Here is a 15,332-nt window from a genome sequence, read left to right on the forward strand (position 1 = left end):
CGACGGTCGGCCTTTGGTTCGCCGGGCGGTCGCCCCTCAGCCTTCCGCCACGGTCGGCCCTCGACGGCGGGCATCCCGCCCCGGGTTCGCCAGCCGCGCGGCTCCCCGGCCGACGGCAGCGTGGCTCCCGGGTTGCCGGTGATGTGGCTCCCGGTGTGCCGGTCGCCCGTTCTCAGTCCTGCGGGGTGACCAGGGCGCGGGCGTAGTTTGCCATCGAGCGTTGGTAGCGGGGCAGGTGGGGGGCCAGGGCGCCGAGGGCCAGGGACAGGCCCTCGCGGTCGCGGCCGAGGCTGGACAGGCACAGGGCGAGACAGGCCCGAACCGCGTCGTCCAGTTCGTCGGAGGGGGCGTCGAGTTCGGGGGTGAGCAGCTTGAGGCCCTCCTCCGCCTCGCCGATGTTGCGAAGCGAGCTCGACAGCTGGATCTTGGCCCGGCGGCCCTTGTACTGGCTCGCCTCGCTCAGCCCGCGCGCCAGCGCCTCCCGGTACAGCGGCACCGCCTTGTCCGAGTGCCCGGTGGAGTCCCAGGCGCTGGCCTGCTCGAACAGGCCCAGCGGGCTGCCGTCCGGCAACTCGGCGACCAACGCGTCGATCAGCGCGCGGAACTCGTGCGCGCGCTCTTCCGGATAGTCGTCGAGGGTGGCCCAGGCGGCGGCCACGCGGTCTTCCCAGTCCTTGTTCACCGGGTCACCTTCGCACACCTGTGCCACTCCGGCAGCGGATTTGAGCGGACGGCGCCCCTCAGCCGTATCCGAAGGAGCTGAGTCATGCTTGGCCCACAGGACCGGAGGAACAGATGAGGGTGACACGACTGCTGCCGGCCGCCGCGGCCGTACTGGCGCTGGCGGGCTGCGGTTCGGGCGGGGACACCAAGGCGGTCCCGCCCACCGCCACCGGCAGCCTGGAGAGCCTGGCCGCCGAGGTGAAGTGCAGGCCGAACATGCAGACCGACGCCGACACGATCCGCCAGGCCATCTGCACCAACACCGACGGCAAGTTCATCCTCGCCACCTTCTCCACCGACCGCGGCCAGCGCGAGTGGATCAACGACGCGAAGGACTACGGCGGTTACTACCTCGTCGGCCGCAAGTGGGTCGCCGTCGGTGACGACGGGGTGGTCAAGGCGCTGCGCGGCACCCTCGGCGGGGACGTGGAGATCGGCACGAACCACGCCGCCCACGCCTCCCATTCCGGGCACGGCGGCTGACACACACGGGCGCTGACACACCCGCGCTGACACACACGCGCTGACACACACGGGAAAGGCCGGTGACGGGAGGGGGGTCCGTCACCGGCCTCGTTCTCGGCCCGGTCAGCAGGTCAGGCCCGGTCAGCAGGTCATGCGCAGTTCTGACCGTTGTTGATGCAGCTGGCGATCCTGTTGGCCAGGCCGCCGGTCGTGACGCTGATGAAGTCGTCGTGGTCGGTGATCGGCTTGTGCAGCTCCTCGGGGAAGCCGTCCACCGCGTAGGCGTTCTTCACCGTGCCGTCCGCCTGGATGACCGGCTGCGGCACGTTGTACACCAACCGCATCGTCAGCTGCGGGATCGCCTTGAAGCCGTTCGGGCAGACACCGCTGCCGGGGTCGGCGAAGGCCACGTGCGTACGGTGGTTGGCGCTGTCGATGTTCTGACCGTCCCAGCAGCTCTGGAAGGCGAACGAGCGCACCACCTTGCTGCCCGCCGGACAGATCGGGTACTTGTCCGTCAGCTGCACCCTGTTCTCGAAGCCGGTGCAGCTCCAGTGCGCGTTCGCGTTCTTCGGACCGTTGACGAAGGCCTTGGCGTCACCGGTGATGATCCGCAGGAACTGCGGCATCGCGACGACCTTGCTCGCCGGGCTGCCCACGTACTTGATCTGGGCCTGCTGGGCGACCAGGATCTTGCCGACGTTGAGGTCCTTGCCACCGCCGTCCGCGTTCGCGTCCTTCTCCTGGGTGCCGTCCTGCTCGCGGATGACCGGCCAGTAGTACGCCGACAGGTCGTTGCGGTTCTGGCAGCTGGTGCCGCCCTGCAGGAACGTCTGGTTGCTGGAGAACGCGTTGACCTTCTGGTTGCCGACGTAGTCGTGCACGTGGTGGGCACCGTTGGTCACGCCGGGCGCGACGATCACGTTGTCGCTGTTGTGGTTCTGGTTCGCGTTCACACCGCAGCGCGTGGTGAACGTGCCCGTCGAGGCGTTGGGCGTCTTGTTCGGCTTGGACTGGACGTTCGGCGCGACCTTGGTGATGTCCACGAAGTCCGCCGCGGAGGGCCCGTCGCCGGCCTGGCCGCCGTTGTTGCCCTGCTGCCCGCCCTGCTGCTGCCCGCCTTGCTGTTGGCCGCCCTGCTGCTGGCCACCGTTGTTCTGTTGCTGGCCGCCGTTGTTCTGCTGCTGGCCACCGCTGTTCCCCCCGGCGGTGGTCTGGTTGGCGGTCTGCGTCGTACAGGCGGCCAGCTGCGACAGGGCGTTGTTGAAGCTCCCGCCGACGCGCTGGATGTCGATCCGGATCCGGTCGATCGTCGCCGCCCTCTTGTCCTTGAGGGGACCGACGATCGCGTTCTGTACGAAGCTCGGATCCTTGGACTGCGCGTCGCGCGTGGAGGCGAGCCGGGTGTAGGCCTCGGTGATCTGCTTGTCGAGGTTGGCCAGCTCCGTTGCCACACCCTGGCGGGCCCGCCAGGGCACATTGGTCAGCTGCTGCTGGACGTCCGGACAGGAGATCGTCGCGACCTGCGCCGTCGCGGCCTTCGTCTGGTTGCCTCCCCACGTCTGGTTGTTCGACTCGTGTGCAGAGGCGTAGAAGTTCGCCCAGATCAGCCCGCCCCCACCGAGCGCTAGGGCCGCCGATGCGGCTATGGCCTTGGCAGCCAGCGGCGTACGGCGTTTTCGTGTGTTGCGTCCCATGGAACTCCTCTGACTTCCTTGCGGGGCAGCATCGAGGCGCCCGACAGGAGTGAAGCGGCGCCCTTCCATACGGACGCCGCCCCAGAGGTGTTCACCGGTCTCACAAATTCCTCGCAGAAACAGGCGAGTTGCCAGGTCAGCGGTCCCGGTCCAGATAGGCGAGGACCGCCAGCACGCGCCGGTTGTCGTCGTCCGACACCTCCAGGCCCAGCTTGGTGAAGATGTTGGAGGTGTGCTTGGCGACGGCCCGTTCGGTCACCACCAGCTGGGCCGCGATGCCCGCGTTCGACCGGCCCTGGGCCATCAGCTCCAGCACCTCCAGCTCGCGCGGGGTGAGGCCCGCGAGCGGCCGGTCGTCGGCCCTCCGGGACAGCAGCTGCTGGATCACCTGCGGGTCCATCGCCGTACCGCCGGCCGCGACGCGCCGTACGGCGTCGATGAACTGCTCGGCGTCGAACACCCGGTCCTTGAGCAGATAGCCGATCCCGCCGCCTCCGTCGGCGAGCAGCTCGCGCGCGTACAGCTGCTCCACGTGCTGGGAGAGGACCAGCACCGGCAGCCCCGGCCGCGCCGTGCGGGCCGCGAGCGCGCACTGCAGGCCCTCGTCGGTGTGCGTGGGCGGCAGCCGTACGTCGACCACGGCCACGTCCGGCACCAACTCGGCCAGGGCCCGGGCGAGTTCGGGTCCGGACTCGACGGCGGCCGCGATCTCGAAGCCGAAGGCCTCCAGCATCCGGACCAGCCCGTCGCGCAGCAGAAACAGGTCTTCGGCTAGGACAACGCGCACGGGATCTCCATGGTCACCAGGGTGGGGCCGCCGACGGGGCTGCTGACGGCCAGGACGCCGTCGAAGGTACCGAGCCGGCGCTCGACCCCGGCGAGCCCCGACCCGGCGCCGACCGCCGCGCCGCCCCTGCCGTTGTCGGTCACCGTGATCCGCAGCCGGCCGTCGGCGTGCAGCACATCGACCCAGACCCGGTCGGCGCCGGAGTGCTTGGCGGCGTTGGTGAGCACCTCGCTGACCGCGAAGTAGGCCGCCGACTCCACCGGCGCCTCCGCCCGGCCGGGCAGCTCCACGCTCACCTCGGCCGGCAGCGGCAGCCGCAGCGCCAGCGCCCGTAGGGCGTCGCCGAGTCCGCGTTCGGCGAGGACCGGCGGGTGGATGCCCCGCACCAGGTCGCGCAGCTCCTCCAGGGCCTCGGCGGAGTTCCGGCGGGCCTGGGCGAGCAGCCGCCTCGCCTGGGCGGGGTCCCGTTCCACCAGCATCTCGATGGTGCCGAGGTCCATGCCCATGGCGACCAGCCGGGCCTGCGCCCCGTCGTGCAGGTCCCGCTCGATGCGCCGCAGTTCGGCGGCGGAGGTGTCCACGGCGTCCCGCCGGGTCTCGGTCAGCACCCGGACGCGCTCGGCGAGTTCCGCGTCCCCGCCGAGCACGGCCCGGGCGAGCCGGAAGTGCGCGGTCAGCAGGCGCGGAACGAGACGCCAGGCGACGGCGAGGACCGCGGCGCCGAGCGCGGCGGCGAGGAGGGCGGTGCCCTGACCGGAGACCGGCACGAAGGCGTACCAGTAGGTGCCGCCGCCGCTCACGTACGGCCGCCACAGCCCGGCGGCCAGCAAGAACCCCTCGACCGGGTAGAACAGCAGCACCGCCGGCAGCAGCGCGGTCACGAAGCCCGCCGTCATGGCGACCGGCAGCCACCGCACGTCCCGGAGCACCTGGGGGTCGCGCAGCAGGGCGAAGGTGAGCGTCCAGGGGTTGCGGCTCGCGGGGAGCGGCCGGTACACCGCCGGGATCCGGATCCCGCGCCACTCCGCGGCCAGCCTGCGGTGGACGCCGGCCAGCACCCGTACGCCGGTCAGCACCGCCGGCGTCGTGACGAGCCCGACGCCGAGCGGCACGAACGCCACGGAGAGCAGGGTCAGGACGAGGAAGGCCACCGAGCAGGGCAGGACCGCTACGGCCAGCACGAGCCCCCGTACGGCGTCCAGCACCACCCCTCGGGCCCGGGCACGGAAGTCGTCCGTGTGCGTGTCGGTCGTCATGCCGCCAGTCTCACCGAGCGCGGCGTGCGGGTCACTCGTGCGAGGCCCCCTCTTCGGAGGTGGTGTCAGGTACACCATCCGCCGCGGCCAGCACCTTTGCCTCCGCCTCCGGATCGAGCCCCAGCGGCGGCCGGTCCGGACGCCGAGGTGCCGTACCGCCGATGTCCGTCAGCCACCGCCAGGTGTCCGCGACGGTCTCCCGGACCGGCCGGCATCGCAGGCCCGTGGCCAGTGCCCGGGACACGTCACCGCGGTGTGCGGCGTCGTGCAGGTCCGTGCCCGGCGGCGTCCACACCGGCAGCTGGGTCCACGGCGCGATCCCGGCATCGAGGATCACCTGCGGGTCGGTCCAGCGCAGCTCGGCGTCCGCGCCGGTGACCCGGACGCACTCCTGGAGCAGCTCGCCCATGGTGGTGTGCCCGGACGGGCCGGCCAGGTCGTACGGCCCGCTCAGCCGCTGCTCGGCCGCGCCGAGGATCCAGTCCGCGAGGTCGCGTGCGTCGATGTACTGCAGCGGCAGCTCGCGCGGCCCCGGGGCCAGGACCGGGCCACCGCGGGCGATCCGGGTCAGCCACCAGGGCAGCCGGCCGACGTTCTCGTACGGGCCGAGGATCAGCCCGGCCCGCACCAGCAGCGAGCCGTCCGCGCCGAAGGACTCGACCGCGGCCAGCTCGCCGCCCCGCTTGTCCCGCTCGTAGTCCGTCGGCCCCGCGTCGGCGGCGGCGCCCTCGACCACCGGTCCTTCCTCGGCGGGCCCGCCCAGGGACGGCCAGGGCCAGGTGTACACGGACCGGCTGGAGACGTACACGTACCGCTCGGAACGGCCCCGCAGCAGTCGTGCCGCCGCCAGCACGGCCCGCGGCTCGGCCGACCAGGTGTCGATCACGACGTCCCAGGAGCCGGGCTCGGAGGCCAGCGCGGCAAGGCCGTCCGGGGCGGTGCGGTCGCCGTGCAACGCCCTTGCACCGGGCGGGGGTTGGTGCCGTCCCCGGTTGAAGACGGTCACCTCCCAGCCCCGCTCGAGCGCCGCCTCGGCGACGGCCCGCCCGACGAACTCCGTACCGCCCAGCACCAGAAGTCTCATACCCCTGATCGTGCCCGCTCCGGGCGCGCGGCGGTACGGGACTCTGCTCAGGGCAGAGCGGCGGCCGCGTCAGCGGGCGGTCGGCGGAGTGTACTTGTAGCCGACCCGGCGCACCGTCTGGATCGACTGGCGGTGCTCGGCGCCCAGCTTGCGGCGCAGCCGGGCGATGTGCACGTCGACAGTGCGGCCGTCCCCGACATGGCCGTAGCCCCACACCGTGGTGACCAGCTGGTCGCGGGTGTGCACCCGGTGCGGATGGGCCACCAGGTGCGCGAGCAGCTCGAACTCCAGGTAGGTGAGGTCGAGTTCACGGCCGTCGACACTGGCGGTGCGCTGCACGGGGTCGATCTGTACCACCGGGGCGGTCTGCGGGTCCGGGCCCGGGGCCGCCGTCTCCTGCTGGTCCGGCGCCGCGACCGGCAGGAACGGCGGGTGCTGGTCGGCCGGGACCAGCACCAGGTAGCCGACCATCGGCGGCTGCCCGGGCAGGGTCGGCAGGGTGTGCTGCGGCGCGGGCAGCCAGGTGGCGCCCGGCGGCAGGAAGTCCGCGACGTCGACCACCTCGTCCCGGTCGACGGCGCGCAGCCGGTGCCGGGCGGGGGCGGTGAGGGTGGAGGCGGGGGAGAGAGAACGAGTGGTCGCCATGAGAGGTCAGCTCTTTCGCGCGAGAGGTTCGTCGAGGGGAGCGACGGCCGCGATTCGTGGTCGGGCGCGCCGGAGGACGTACGTCGTTCGCGCTGGCCGAAGGCCGGGGGTTACGGCTTTAGAGGGCCCGCGCGTTCACCGCGCGGCAACACACCCGGTCGAAGTCGTGGTGCTGACGGGAAGGCCAGAAGGGCTCGAGGTCATGGCGACCCGTCGCGGTGTACTTCTGGAAGCTGGCCATGGGCCCATTGAAGCAGACGCGGGCCTCGGAGAGGACCCCTGCGCGAGATGTCGTCTCGGTATCCGGACAGCGCATCGCTCAGACCTCGCCGGGCAGCGGCAGTTCGGCGGTGCGCAGCAGGTTCTCGGCGGCGAGCCGTACGCGGGGCCAGGGGTGGCCTCCCCCTCCCAGTCGGTCTCCATCGGGCGCACGATACGCAGCAGGGGCGCCCACCATGGCGGTGGGCGCCCCTGTCGGAAGCGGGACGGATCAGACCTGGCCGGCCTTCTCCAGCGCGGTGCAGCAGGTGTCCACCAGCAGGCGGGTCACCACGTACGGGTCGACGTTGGCGTTCGGGCGGCGGTCCTCGATGTAGCCCTTGCCGTCCTTCTCGACCTGCCACGGGATGCGGACCGAGGCGCCGCGGTCGGAGACGCCGTAGGAGAACTTGTCCCACGGGGCGGTCTCGTGCAGACCCGTCAGGCGCTCGTCGATGCCGGCGCCGTAGTTCTTGACGTGGTCCAGCGGCTTGGAGCCCTCGCCGAGCGACTCGCACGCGGTGATGATCGCGTCGTAGCCCTCGCGCATGGCCTTGGTGGAGAAGTTGGTGTGCGCGCCCGCGCCGTTCCAGTCGCCCTTGACCGGCTTGGGGTCGAGGGTCGCGGAGATGCCGAAGTCCTCGGCGGTGCGGTAGAGCAGCCAGCGGGCCACCCACAGCTGGTCGGAGACCTCCAGCGGGGCGAGCGGGCCGACCTGGAACTCCCACTGGCCCGGCATGACCTCGGCGTTGATGCCCGAGATGCCGAGACCGGCCTTCAGGCAGTTCTCCAGGTGGGCCTCGACGATGTCACGGCCGAAGATCTCGTCGGCGCCGACACCGCAGTAGTAGCCGCCCTGCGGGGCCGGGAAACCGCCCTCGGGGAAGCCGAGCGGGCGGGAGCCGTCGAAGAAGGTGTACTCCTGCTCGATGCCGAAGACCGGTTCCTGCGCGGCGAACCGCTCGGCGACCTCGGTCAGCGCGGCCCGCGTGTTGGAGGCGTGCGGGGTCATGTCCGTGTTGAGGACCTCGCACAGCACCAGGACGTCGTCGCCGCCGCGGATCGGGTCCGGGCAGCTGAAGACCGGCTTGAGCACACGGTCGGAGGCGTGGCCCTCGGCCTGGTTGGTGGAGGAGCCGTCGAAGCCCCAGATGGGCAGCGCGTCGAGACCGGCCGGGGCACCCGTGATGATCTTCGTCTTGGAACGGAGCTTGGCCGTAGGCGCGGTGCCGTCGATCCAGATGTACTCGGCCTTGAAGGTCACGGGGCCACTTCCTTCGGGGTGGTCGGGCGCACTCGGTGCGGGTGCTGCGGGGTGCTGCGGCGCTACGGCACCGGGGCGCCGCGTCGATCTGCCGCGCAGCCTGTCAACAGGCGGTTTCCCGGCCATTGCTCTTGTGTGAACCCCGTGTTACCTGGTCGTTCTGTGTCCCGGCTCATGTTGTGAGGTCTCGGCGGGCGGGGTATGGACCCCCTCCGCCGCGACCTGCCGCACCCCGTCGAGGAAGTCCCGGATCGCGGCCCGCTGGTGGTCGTCGTAGCCGCGCAGCAGCTCCAGCGTCCGCTCGATCAGCGGCCCGAAGGAGGCCTGTCCGAGGTCCACGGCATCCTCCGTCACCTCCACCACGACCTTCCGCCGGTCGGTCGTGCCGCGCACCCGCCGGACGTGGCCGGCCCGCTCCAGTCGGTCCAGCAGAGCGGTCGTCCCCGCCGAGTTGAGCCCGAGCAGGGCCCCGAGCCGCCCGGCGGTCAGCTCCTCGCCGGACCGCCGGGCGTCCATGAGCGCGATGAGGGCGCGTACGTCCGTGGGGTGCATGCCGTTCGCCTGCGCGAACCGGGCGCTGTGCAGGCCGAGTTCGACGGCGACGGCACGCAGGAGGTGGACGATCTCCATGTCGGGCTGCACGCAGGACCTCCGAAGCTATTATCTCGTTGAGCGAATGTCTCGCTCAACGAGATAATAGGGGGCAGTGCCGTGGCGGGATACGACAGCGGGGCCTTCCGGGTTGCGTACGACAGACTTCTGGCCGCGTGGCCCGCCGAACGGGAGGCGCTGACCGTCGCCACGCCCTTCGGCGACACCCGCGTCAACACCTGCGGCCCCCGCGACGCGCCCCCGCTGCTCCTGCTGCCGGGCGGCGGCGGAGCCACCTCGCTGTCCTGGTACGCCCAGGTCGCGGAGCTGGCCCGGGTGCGCCGGGTGCACGCGGTCGACGTGATCGGCGCGCCGGGCCTGAGCGTCCCGGCCGGCGACCGCCACCCCCGTGCGGTCGCCGACCTGACGCTCTGGCTGGACGCGGTGCTGGACGGCCTGGGCGTCACCTCGGCCGACCTGGGCGGGCACTCGTACGGCGGCTGGATCGCCCTGCACTACGCCCTGCGCGCCCCCGACCGGACACGCCGCCTGTTCCTCCTGGACCCGACCCAGTGTTTCGCCGGGTTCAAGGCGGCGTATCTGTTCCGCGCCCTGCCGATGCTGCTGCGGCCCGCGCCCCGCCGGGTCCGCGCCTTCCTGGAGTGGGAGGCCGGGGGAGCACCTCTGGACCGGGACTGGCTCGCGCTCCAGGAGGCGGCGGCCGGCTTCCCGGCCGCGAAGCCGGTGACCGGCCCGCGCCCGGCGGCACAGGCGCTGCGGTCCCTGGACGTGCGGGTCCTGCTGCTCGTGGCCGCGAACAGCAGGACCCATGACCCCGCTGAGGTGGCTGCCAGGGCCGAGGCGCTGCTGCCGCGCGTGGAGACCGCCGTACTGCCGGACGTCTCGCACCACGCGCTGCCGCAGGCGGCACCCGCCGCCCTGGCCCGCCGCCTCACCGAGTTCCTGTGCGGTCCCTGAGCCTCACCCCACCTTCTCGATCCGGGCGTGGCGGATGAGGAACTTGCCGGGTTCCCGGACCTGTTCGAAGGCCGCGTTGTTGAGGAGCACACAGCTGCCGGAGACCGAGGTCACCTTCACCGTCGTGGACTTGTTGTTGTCCAGGTTGGTGACCTTCAGCGTGGTCCCGGCCGGGAACTGGTTGCTGGAGGCGGCCGGGGCGCCGGCCTCACCGGAGAGCGTGACCGTGGAGCCGTTGCAGACCTGCTGACCGGAGGCCGCGGCGGCGCCACCGCCGTTGTTCCCCGCGGCGGCGGACTGCGAGGGCTGCGCGCTCTGCTGCCCCGCGCCCTGTCCGGCCTGTTGACCGGCACCCTGCTGACCCGCGCCCTGTTGGCCGGCGCCCTGCTGCCCTGCGCTCTGCTGGCCGGAGCCCTGCTGACCCGCCTGCTGCCCGGTCTGGGAGCCCTGAGCCGACTCCCCAACCGTGCAACCGGCCGCCTTCTGCTGGACCTCGATCTGTTTGATGACCGCCTCGCGGTTGGCGATCCGGGCCGCCGACTGCGCGTCCGGGTGCGCCTTCTGGTCCGCGATGAACCGGTCGTTGTTCCCGTGGGCCGTGGCCAGCCCCTGGCAGACGGTCGAGTTGTCCGCGGCCGACAGGGTCTTCGCGCCCTGCGCGGGCTGGGCCGCGTTGGACGTCGTGGCCAGCGCGAAGGCCCCGCCGCCGGCCACCGCCGCGGCACTGACGAGCACCGCGAGCTTCTTCTTCGTACTGAGCGTGCGCCTACGCGACATGCGCGCCTCCTGGAGAGGTAGGGGAGCGTACGCCGCTATGTACGAGATACCGAACGGGGTTACTCAGCGGTTGTGGAGGTCGGTGAAGTGTCGTGTATCACAGGGGAGTTGAGCACGGCTCAGCTCTTGCTGTGGTCCAGGGCCTCCCGTACCGCGTCCTCCGAGCGGGCGACCAGGGCCGTTCCGTCGTCGGCGGTGATGATCGGCCGCTGGATGAGCTTGGGGTGCTCGGAGAGCGCGGCGATCCACCGGTCCCGGGAGTCGTCGTCCCGCGGCCAGTCCTTGAGCCCCAGCTCCTTGGCGACCGCCTCGCCGGTCCGGGTGATGTCCCACGGCTCCAGGTTCAGCCGCTCCAGCACGGCCCTGATCTCGTCCTTGCTCGGCACGTCCTCCAGGTAGCGGCGGACGGTGTACTCGGCCCCCTCGGCGTCGAGCAAGCTGATGGCGCTGCGGCACTTGGAGCAGGCCGGATTGATCCAGATTTCCATGCCGGACACGGTAGCGAAGCCCCGCCGCCGCCCGGCGGCACAGGTCACTCCCGGAGCCGGACCGTGTCCGCGACGACCGCGGTGCCTCCCACCCGCACCTGCGGTACGGCCGTCCGCCCGGACCGAGGCCGTACGGTCGCGGTGACGGTGGCCGGGGAGCCGATGGCGTCCCCCAGGTCGGCGGTGATGCCGGCAAGGCCCCGGCCGGCGAGATGGGCGGCGAGACAGCCGGTGCTGTTGGCGTTCGCGATGTCCTCGGCCACGCCGATCGACGGCGCGAACATCCGGGCCGCGAGGCGCCCCCCGGCCGTCGGCTCCGTGTACACGTAGCAGCCCAGCAGCCCGCTGCGGTCGCAGGCCGAGCGCAGCAGGTCGACGTCCGGTGCCAGTGCGGCGAGGCGGGACCGGGTGGCTACGGGGACGAGCAGCCGTGGCCGGCCCACCGAGGCCACCCGGAGCGGGCCGGACAGCGCCCGTACGGCGATGCCCAGGGCGTCTAGGACGGGCTCCGGTTCGCCGGGCCCGGGTGCGCGCAGGCCGACGGGGCCCAGGGTGAACTCCGCGTCGAGGCGGCCGTTCGTGCGGACCGTCTGCCCGGTGAAGACGCGTTCCCGGGTGCGGAGGGTGGCCCGGTACTCCACGCCTCCGGCGCGTTCGGCCAGGCATGCCAGTGCGGCGACCGTGCCGTGGCCGCAGGCCGGCAGTTCCCCGGTGGCGGTGAAGAAGCGCAGGGTGACCTCGGGGCCGCCGGGACCGGTGTCCCGCGTGCCGACGAAGACCGCGTGGGACGTGCCCGCCAGGCCCGGCACGGCCTGCCGGGCGGCGTCGTCCAGGCCGGTGTCCGCCAGTACCGCGGTGGGGCTGCCGCCGACGCCGTCCCGTACGCACGCGTGCACGATCGTCGCGGTGAGGGCGTCGCCGCCGGACATGTCGTCGTCAGGCATCCGGGCGTCCGTCGGCCGGGAACCCGGGGGCCCAGCTCTCCGGCTCCAGCAGAAGGGAGTTGGCGACCTGGCTGATGGTCCGGTACCAGCCCACCAGGACGAGGAACTCCAGCAGCCGGGAGTCGTCGTAGTGGGCACGCAGGCCGTCCCAGGCCGAGGGGGAGAGGTGGGCGGTGTCGTGCAGTTCGTCGACGGCGTCGAGCAGGGCCCGGTGGCGCGGCGTCCACGCGGCACCGGCCGCGGGGTCGGGCCGGGTGGTCGCCCGGAGCCGGTCCGGACCGAGGCCGACCTGTGCGGCGAAGGCGGCGGCGTGTACGCCCCACTCGTAGGCGCATCCGGCGCGCGCGGTGACCCGGGCGATGACGATCTCGCGGTCGAGGGCGGGCAGCAGCCCATGGCCCAGCAGCCCGGCGCCCAGGGCGAACATCCGCGAGGCGAGCTCGGGATTGCGGTGCAGCACCCGGAACAGGGCGATCGGCTCCCGCGCGACGCCGGGCGGCATCCAGCGGCGCAGCGCCCGGTCGACGGGGTCGGGATAGGGAGGGGCGAGTGGTTCGATGCGGGGCATGCGACAACACCTCCTGCTTCGATTTCCGAAACATCGTTGCGCTTCGAATTCAGAAGCGCAAGGGGGTGTGGACGGCGAGCGGAGCGGAGGGGGTTCAGTCGCCGGCGCCCGGATGCTTCTCCGTGGACCCGGTGAGCGTTTCCGCCCATCGGCTCGACCAGCGCACGAGGGGGCGCAGGGCGGAGTGGGCCTCCGTGCCGAGTGGTGTGAGGCCGTATTCCGTGCCGTCCTGCTGGGTGACGAGTCCCGCCTCGGTCAGTTCGCGGAGCCGCTGGCGCAGCACGCTGGAGGACATGCCGTCGCAGCGCTGCTGCAGGGTGCGGAAGCCGATGGGTCCCGCGTGCAGCTCCCAGAGGATGCGCAGGGTCCAGCGCCGTCCGAACAGGTCGAGTGCCGCCATCAGGGGGCGGCCCGTGGCCGATCCCCGGACCGGTCGTCCGGGCCTGGGTGCCGTCATGCCGTCCGTCCGTGCAATCCGTGGCGATGTGTCTGTTTCCGAAACGCTAGCATCGGTCGCCGCACTGCGGCGTGTTCGAATTGATGCCGGCTCACCCGCCACTTCGGGAACTGGTGTGACACGGCGCCAGTTTCCATGCTGAGCTGGGGATTTGGCAGGACTCGCAGTCCCCCCGTTGTCAGTGGCCGGCAGTAGACTGGAAGCAGCGTTCGAGGGCATCGCCGGGCTGTCCGGCCGGTGCCCGACCGCGACAGGAGGATGCCCGTGCCCGCTGCCGCCCTGAAGCCCAAGCCGTCGCCGACCCAGTCCACCGCCCAGCATCCCGTGCTGTTCGACTCGCCCTACGTGCCCCGGGCGAAGCGGCCGCTGCCGGCCGGACGGCCGCGCGAGTGGTACGTCGCCCACAACCGCCGCCTGAAGGCCATGCGCCTGGCCATAGCCCTGCTCGACTCCGGCATCTACCTCCCGGCCCAGGCCCGCGACGACACGATCCGCAGCACGGCGGAGGAGATCGGCATGCGCCCGCCGTCCGACACCACGTGCCGCATGGTCCGGGCGTTCATGCGCTACAGCCGCTGACACCGGCCCCGGGTACCCCCGCGCGTTCCTCGGGGGTACCCGGCGCCGCAGCGGTGTGCGGGATCTCTCAGCCGTACCGCTCCAGCAGCCCGCGCACATACGCCTCCATGCGCGCGCCCAGCACCTCCGGGGTCAGATCCGTACGGCCGAGCCCGCGCCACGGTCCGGCCAGTTTCTCCGCGCCGGACGCGTAGTGGAGGGCGTCCAGCAGCCGCCAGTACAGATGGTCCCGGCCGTCGGCCAGGCCGTGCCCGCCCTGCCGCTCGTACCGGTCCCGGAAGGCCAGCCCGTGCTCCGGGCCGTGCAGCAGGGCCAGCGCGGTCGAGCAGTGCGCCACGTCCAGGTCGGCCGGGCCCCAGGAGGTCTCCACCCAGTCCACGACCCCGCTGATCCGCAGTTCGTCGCCCGCGCCCGTGAAGAGCACGTTCCCCGGGTGGTAGTCCCGGTGCAGGAAGCGCCCCCGGTACGGCGGCGGGTCCCGGCGGAGCGCGTCCAGGGCGCGCTCCCACAGGTCCCCGGCCGGGACGCGGACGTGCTCGGGCGAGGTCCACGCCTCGTACGCACGCGGGCGGTCGTCCGGAACCACCGCGTGGATCCGGACCAGTTGGGCCGCCAGGAGGTCGAGCCGGTGGCCCAGGGCGGCCCGGTCCCCGCCGTCCACCAGGACCCGGCCCGGCAGCCGGGTCATCAGCAGGGACGGATGGTCGCAGTGCTCGGCAGTCGCGTCCACGGCGACCAGGGCCGGCGCCGGGACGTCCGCCTCGCCGGCGAGCAGTGCGAGGACCGCCGCCTCCCGGGACAGCAGAGCGGGCGCGTGCCGCCGGAAGAAGGGCTTCACGAAGCTGCGCAGCACCAGTTCCTCCCCGTCGTCGAGGACGAGCCCGCGCATCTGCGACGACCAGCCGCCCTGGAGCATCCGGGTGCCCGTGACGGTACGGCCGGCGGGCACCTGCTTGGCCACCCAGCCCCGGGTCGCGGCCCACCCCCGCTCCCCGTCGAGCCCGCTCACCAGCGCCGTCACGAACTCCCGCCGGTCCTCGGCGTGGTCGCGGAACCACAGCCCCAACCGGTGCTCGGCCTCCGGGAGTTCGAAGCGCGTGTACTGGGCGCGAGTCGACAGCGCGTCCTGTACGGCCTCGGTCACGGCCGGCGGGATGACCGCGTCGGTGCCCGGGACCGCCAGCACCGCCCGGCCCTCGTACGCCCGGAACGCCTCCAGGGCGGGCGAGGCCCGCCAGCTGTCCGGGGTGCGGATGATCCCGCTGAACCGGCCCCGGCTGTCTCCGAACGGCACCTCCCAGGCCTCGGAGGCGTACACGGCGGGTGCGCACAGCCCGACGGCCGCCACCCGCGGGCCGTAGTGCCGTACGAGATCGGCCACCGTCTGCCCGCTCATACTGAAGCCGACCAGGACGAGCGGACCCTGAGCCGGTGTGTGCGCGTCGACCACCGCCACCGCCTGCTCGAACCGCCGACGCAGGCTGAGCTCCGCTAGGGATCCGGTGCTCTCGCCATGGCCGGTGAAGTCGAACGCCAGCGCGTGGCAGCCGTGCTCGGCGAACTCCGTGAGCAGGGGCAGCAGGCGCTGCTTGCTGCCGGCACCCGCGCCGTGCAGCAGTACGGCCGTGGCCCGGCCTGGTGCTCCCGCGGTCAGGCCGTGAAGGCGTTCGCCGTCGAAGTCGTGGGTGAATGGGGTGAGTTCGCTCATGAGGCCATTCACTCACGGCGGGCCCGCGCCCGGCCGAAAACGGGATGCGGTCGCCGCCACCGC

General features: G+C 72.4%; 18 protein-coding genes. 3 read left to right on the top strand and 15 right to left on the bottom strand.

The genetic code is table 11. From position 1 onward, the window contains the following. Positions 1 to 172: 172 nt before the first annotated feature. Positions 173 to 700, bottom strand: a complete 528-nt coding sequence (locus tag ACWC2T_RS02370; RefSeq protein ID WP_450668585.1) for a tetratricopeptide repeat protein — start codon at positions 698 to 700, stop codon at positions 173 to 175. A gap of 95 nt (positions 701 to 795) precedes the next feature. Here ACWC2T_RS02370 and ACWC2T_RS02375 point away from each other — a divergent pair, with 95 nt between their 5' ends. Continuing rightward, a complete protein-coding gene (locus ACWC2T_RS02375) occupies positions 796 to 1,206 on the top strand; it encodes a hypothetical protein (protein ID WP_450668586.1) in 411 nt (136 codons plus the stop codon). A gap of 131 nt (positions 1,207 to 1,337) precedes the next feature. Here the strand turns inward: ACWC2T_RS02375 and ACWC2T_RS02380 are convergent, their stop codons facing one another. From ACWC2T_RS02380 to ACWC2T_RS02415, 8 genes are all read right to left on the bottom strand, one after another. Beyond that, a complete protein-coding gene (locus tag ACWC2T_RS02380; RefSeq protein ID WP_450668587.1) occupies positions 1,338 to 2,885 on the bottom strand; it encodes a DUF1996 domain-containing protein in 1,548 nt (515 codons plus the stop codon). Between the two features lie 136 nt (positions 2,886 to 3,021). Next, complete coding sequence (locus tag ACWC2T_RS02385; RefSeq protein WP_450668588.1) at positions 3,022 to 3,672, bottom strand: LuxR C-terminal-related transcriptional regulator; 651 nt, start codon at positions 3,670 to 3,672, stop codon at positions 3,022 to 3,024. Next, on the bottom strand, positions 3,657 to 4,928 hold the full coding sequence (locus tag ACWC2T_RS02390; protein ID WP_450668589.1) for a sensor histidine kinase: 1,272 nt from the start codon (positions 4,926 to 4,928) through the stop codon (positions 3,657 to 3,659). Before ACWC2T_RS02390 ends, ACWC2T_RS02385 begins: the two co-directional genes overlap by 16 nt. Before the next feature lie 31 nt (positions 4,929 to 4,959). Beyond that, positions 4,960 to 6,012, bottom strand: coding sequence for an NAD-dependent epimerase/dehydratase family protein (locus ACWC2T_RS02395; protein ID WP_450668590.1), 1,053 nt, complete (start codon positions 6,010 to 6,012; stop codon positions 4,960 to 4,962). A gap of 69 nt (positions 6,013 to 6,081) precedes the next feature. After that, on the bottom strand, positions 6,082 to 6,657 hold the full coding sequence (locus ACWC2T_RS02400; RefSeq protein WP_450668591.1) for a winged helix-turn-helix domain-containing protein: 576 nt from the start codon (positions 6,655 to 6,657) through the stop codon (positions 6,082 to 6,084). A gap of 319 nt (positions 6,658 to 6,976) precedes the next feature. Then, positions 6,977 to 7,114: a hypothetical protein gene (locus ACWC2T_RS02405; RefSeq protein WP_450668592.1), complete on the bottom strand. Its 138-nt coding sequence runs from the start codon at positions 7,112 to 7,114 to the stop codon at positions 6,977 to 6,979. 33 nt (positions 7,115 to 7,147) lie between these two features. Continuing rightward, on the bottom strand, positions 7,148 to 8,179 hold the full coding sequence (glnII, locus tag ACWC2T_RS02410) for a glutamine synthetase (RefSeq protein WP_450668593.1): 1,032 nt from the start codon (positions 8,177 to 8,179) through the stop codon (positions 7,148 to 7,150). Between the two features lie 147 nt (positions 8,180 to 8,326). Beyond that, positions 8,327 to 8,809 carry a MarR family winged helix-turn-helix transcriptional regulator gene (locus tag ACWC2T_RS02415; protein ID WP_450668714.1) on the bottom strand — a complete coding sequence of 161 codons (483 nt, stop codon included), beginning with the start codon at positions 8,807 to 8,809 and terminating at the stop codon, positions 8,327 to 8,329. A gap of 81 nt (positions 8,810 to 8,890) precedes the next feature. On the opposite strand from ACWC2T_RS02415, the gene ACWC2T_RS02420 reads away from it, so the two are divergent. Continuing rightward, on the top strand, positions 8,891 to 9,748 hold the full coding sequence (locus ACWC2T_RS02420) for an alpha/beta fold hydrolase (RefSeq protein WP_450668594.1): 858 nt from the start codon (positions 8,891 to 8,893) through the stop codon (positions 9,746 to 9,748). A gap of 3 nt (positions 9,749 to 9,751) precedes the next feature. On the opposite strand, the gene ACWC2T_RS02425 is transcribed toward ACWC2T_RS02420, so the two are convergent. The 5 genes from ACWC2T_RS02425 to ACWC2T_RS02445 all read right to left on the bottom strand — a co-directional run bounded on the left by ACWC2T_RS02425 (position 9,752) and on the right by ACWC2T_RS02445 (position 12,982). Beyond that, positions 9,752 to 10,525 (bottom strand): hypothetical protein, encoded by a 774-nt coding sequence (locus tag ACWC2T_RS02425; RefSeq protein WP_450668595.1) that lies wholly within the window; start codon positions 10,523 to 10,525, stop codon positions 9,752 to 9,754. A gap of 119 nt (positions 10,526 to 10,644) precedes the next feature. Beyond that, positions 10,645 to 11,013, bottom strand: a complete 369-nt coding sequence (locus ACWC2T_RS02430; protein WP_450668596.1) for an arsenate reductase family protein — start codon at positions 11,011 to 11,013, stop codon at positions 10,645 to 10,647. A gap of 44 nt (positions 11,014 to 11,057) precedes the next feature. Next, positions 11,058 to 11,957, bottom strand: a complete 900-nt coding sequence (locus tag ACWC2T_RS02435; RefSeq protein ID WP_450668597.1) for a PhzF family phenazine biosynthesis protein — start codon at positions 11,955 to 11,957, stop codon at positions 11,058 to 11,060. Then, complete coding sequence (locus tag ACWC2T_RS02440) at positions 11,950 to 12,525, bottom strand: carboxymuconolactone decarboxylase family protein (RefSeq protein ID WP_450668598.1); 576 nt, start codon at positions 12,523 to 12,525, stop codon at positions 11,950 to 11,952. Before ACWC2T_RS02440 ends, ACWC2T_RS02435 begins: the two co-directional genes overlap by 8 nt. 94 nt (positions 12,526 to 12,619) lie before the next feature. Continuing rightward, positions 12,620 to 12,982 carry a winged helix-turn-helix transcriptional regulator gene (locus tag ACWC2T_RS02445; protein ID WP_450668599.1) on the bottom strand — a complete coding sequence of 121 codons (363 nt, stop codon included), beginning with the start codon at positions 12,980 to 12,982 and terminating at the stop codon, positions 12,620 to 12,622. A gap of 264 nt (positions 12,983 to 13,246) precedes the next feature. Here ACWC2T_RS02445 and ACWC2T_RS02450 point away from each other — a divergent pair, with 264 nt between their 5' ends. After that, the gene (locus ACWC2T_RS02450; RefSeq protein WP_450668600.1) at positions 13,247 to 13,561 is read left to right on the top strand and encodes a hypothetical protein; all 315 of its coding nucleotides are present in this window, start codon (positions 13,247 to 13,249) and stop codon (positions 13,559 to 13,561) included. Positions 13,562 to 13,628: 67 nt separating this feature from the next. Here ACWC2T_RS02450 and ACWC2T_RS02455 read toward each other — a convergent pair whose 3' ends face one another. Continuing rightward, positions 13,629 to 15,269 (bottom strand): alpha/beta fold hydrolase, encoded by a 1,641-nt coding sequence (locus ACWC2T_RS02455; protein ID WP_450668601.1) that lies wholly within the window; start codon positions 15,267 to 15,269, stop codon positions 13,629 to 13,631. Between the last annotated feature and the right edge of the window lie 63 nt (positions 15,270 to 15,332).

The organism is Streptomyces sp. NPDC001393 (assembly GCF_053597455.1).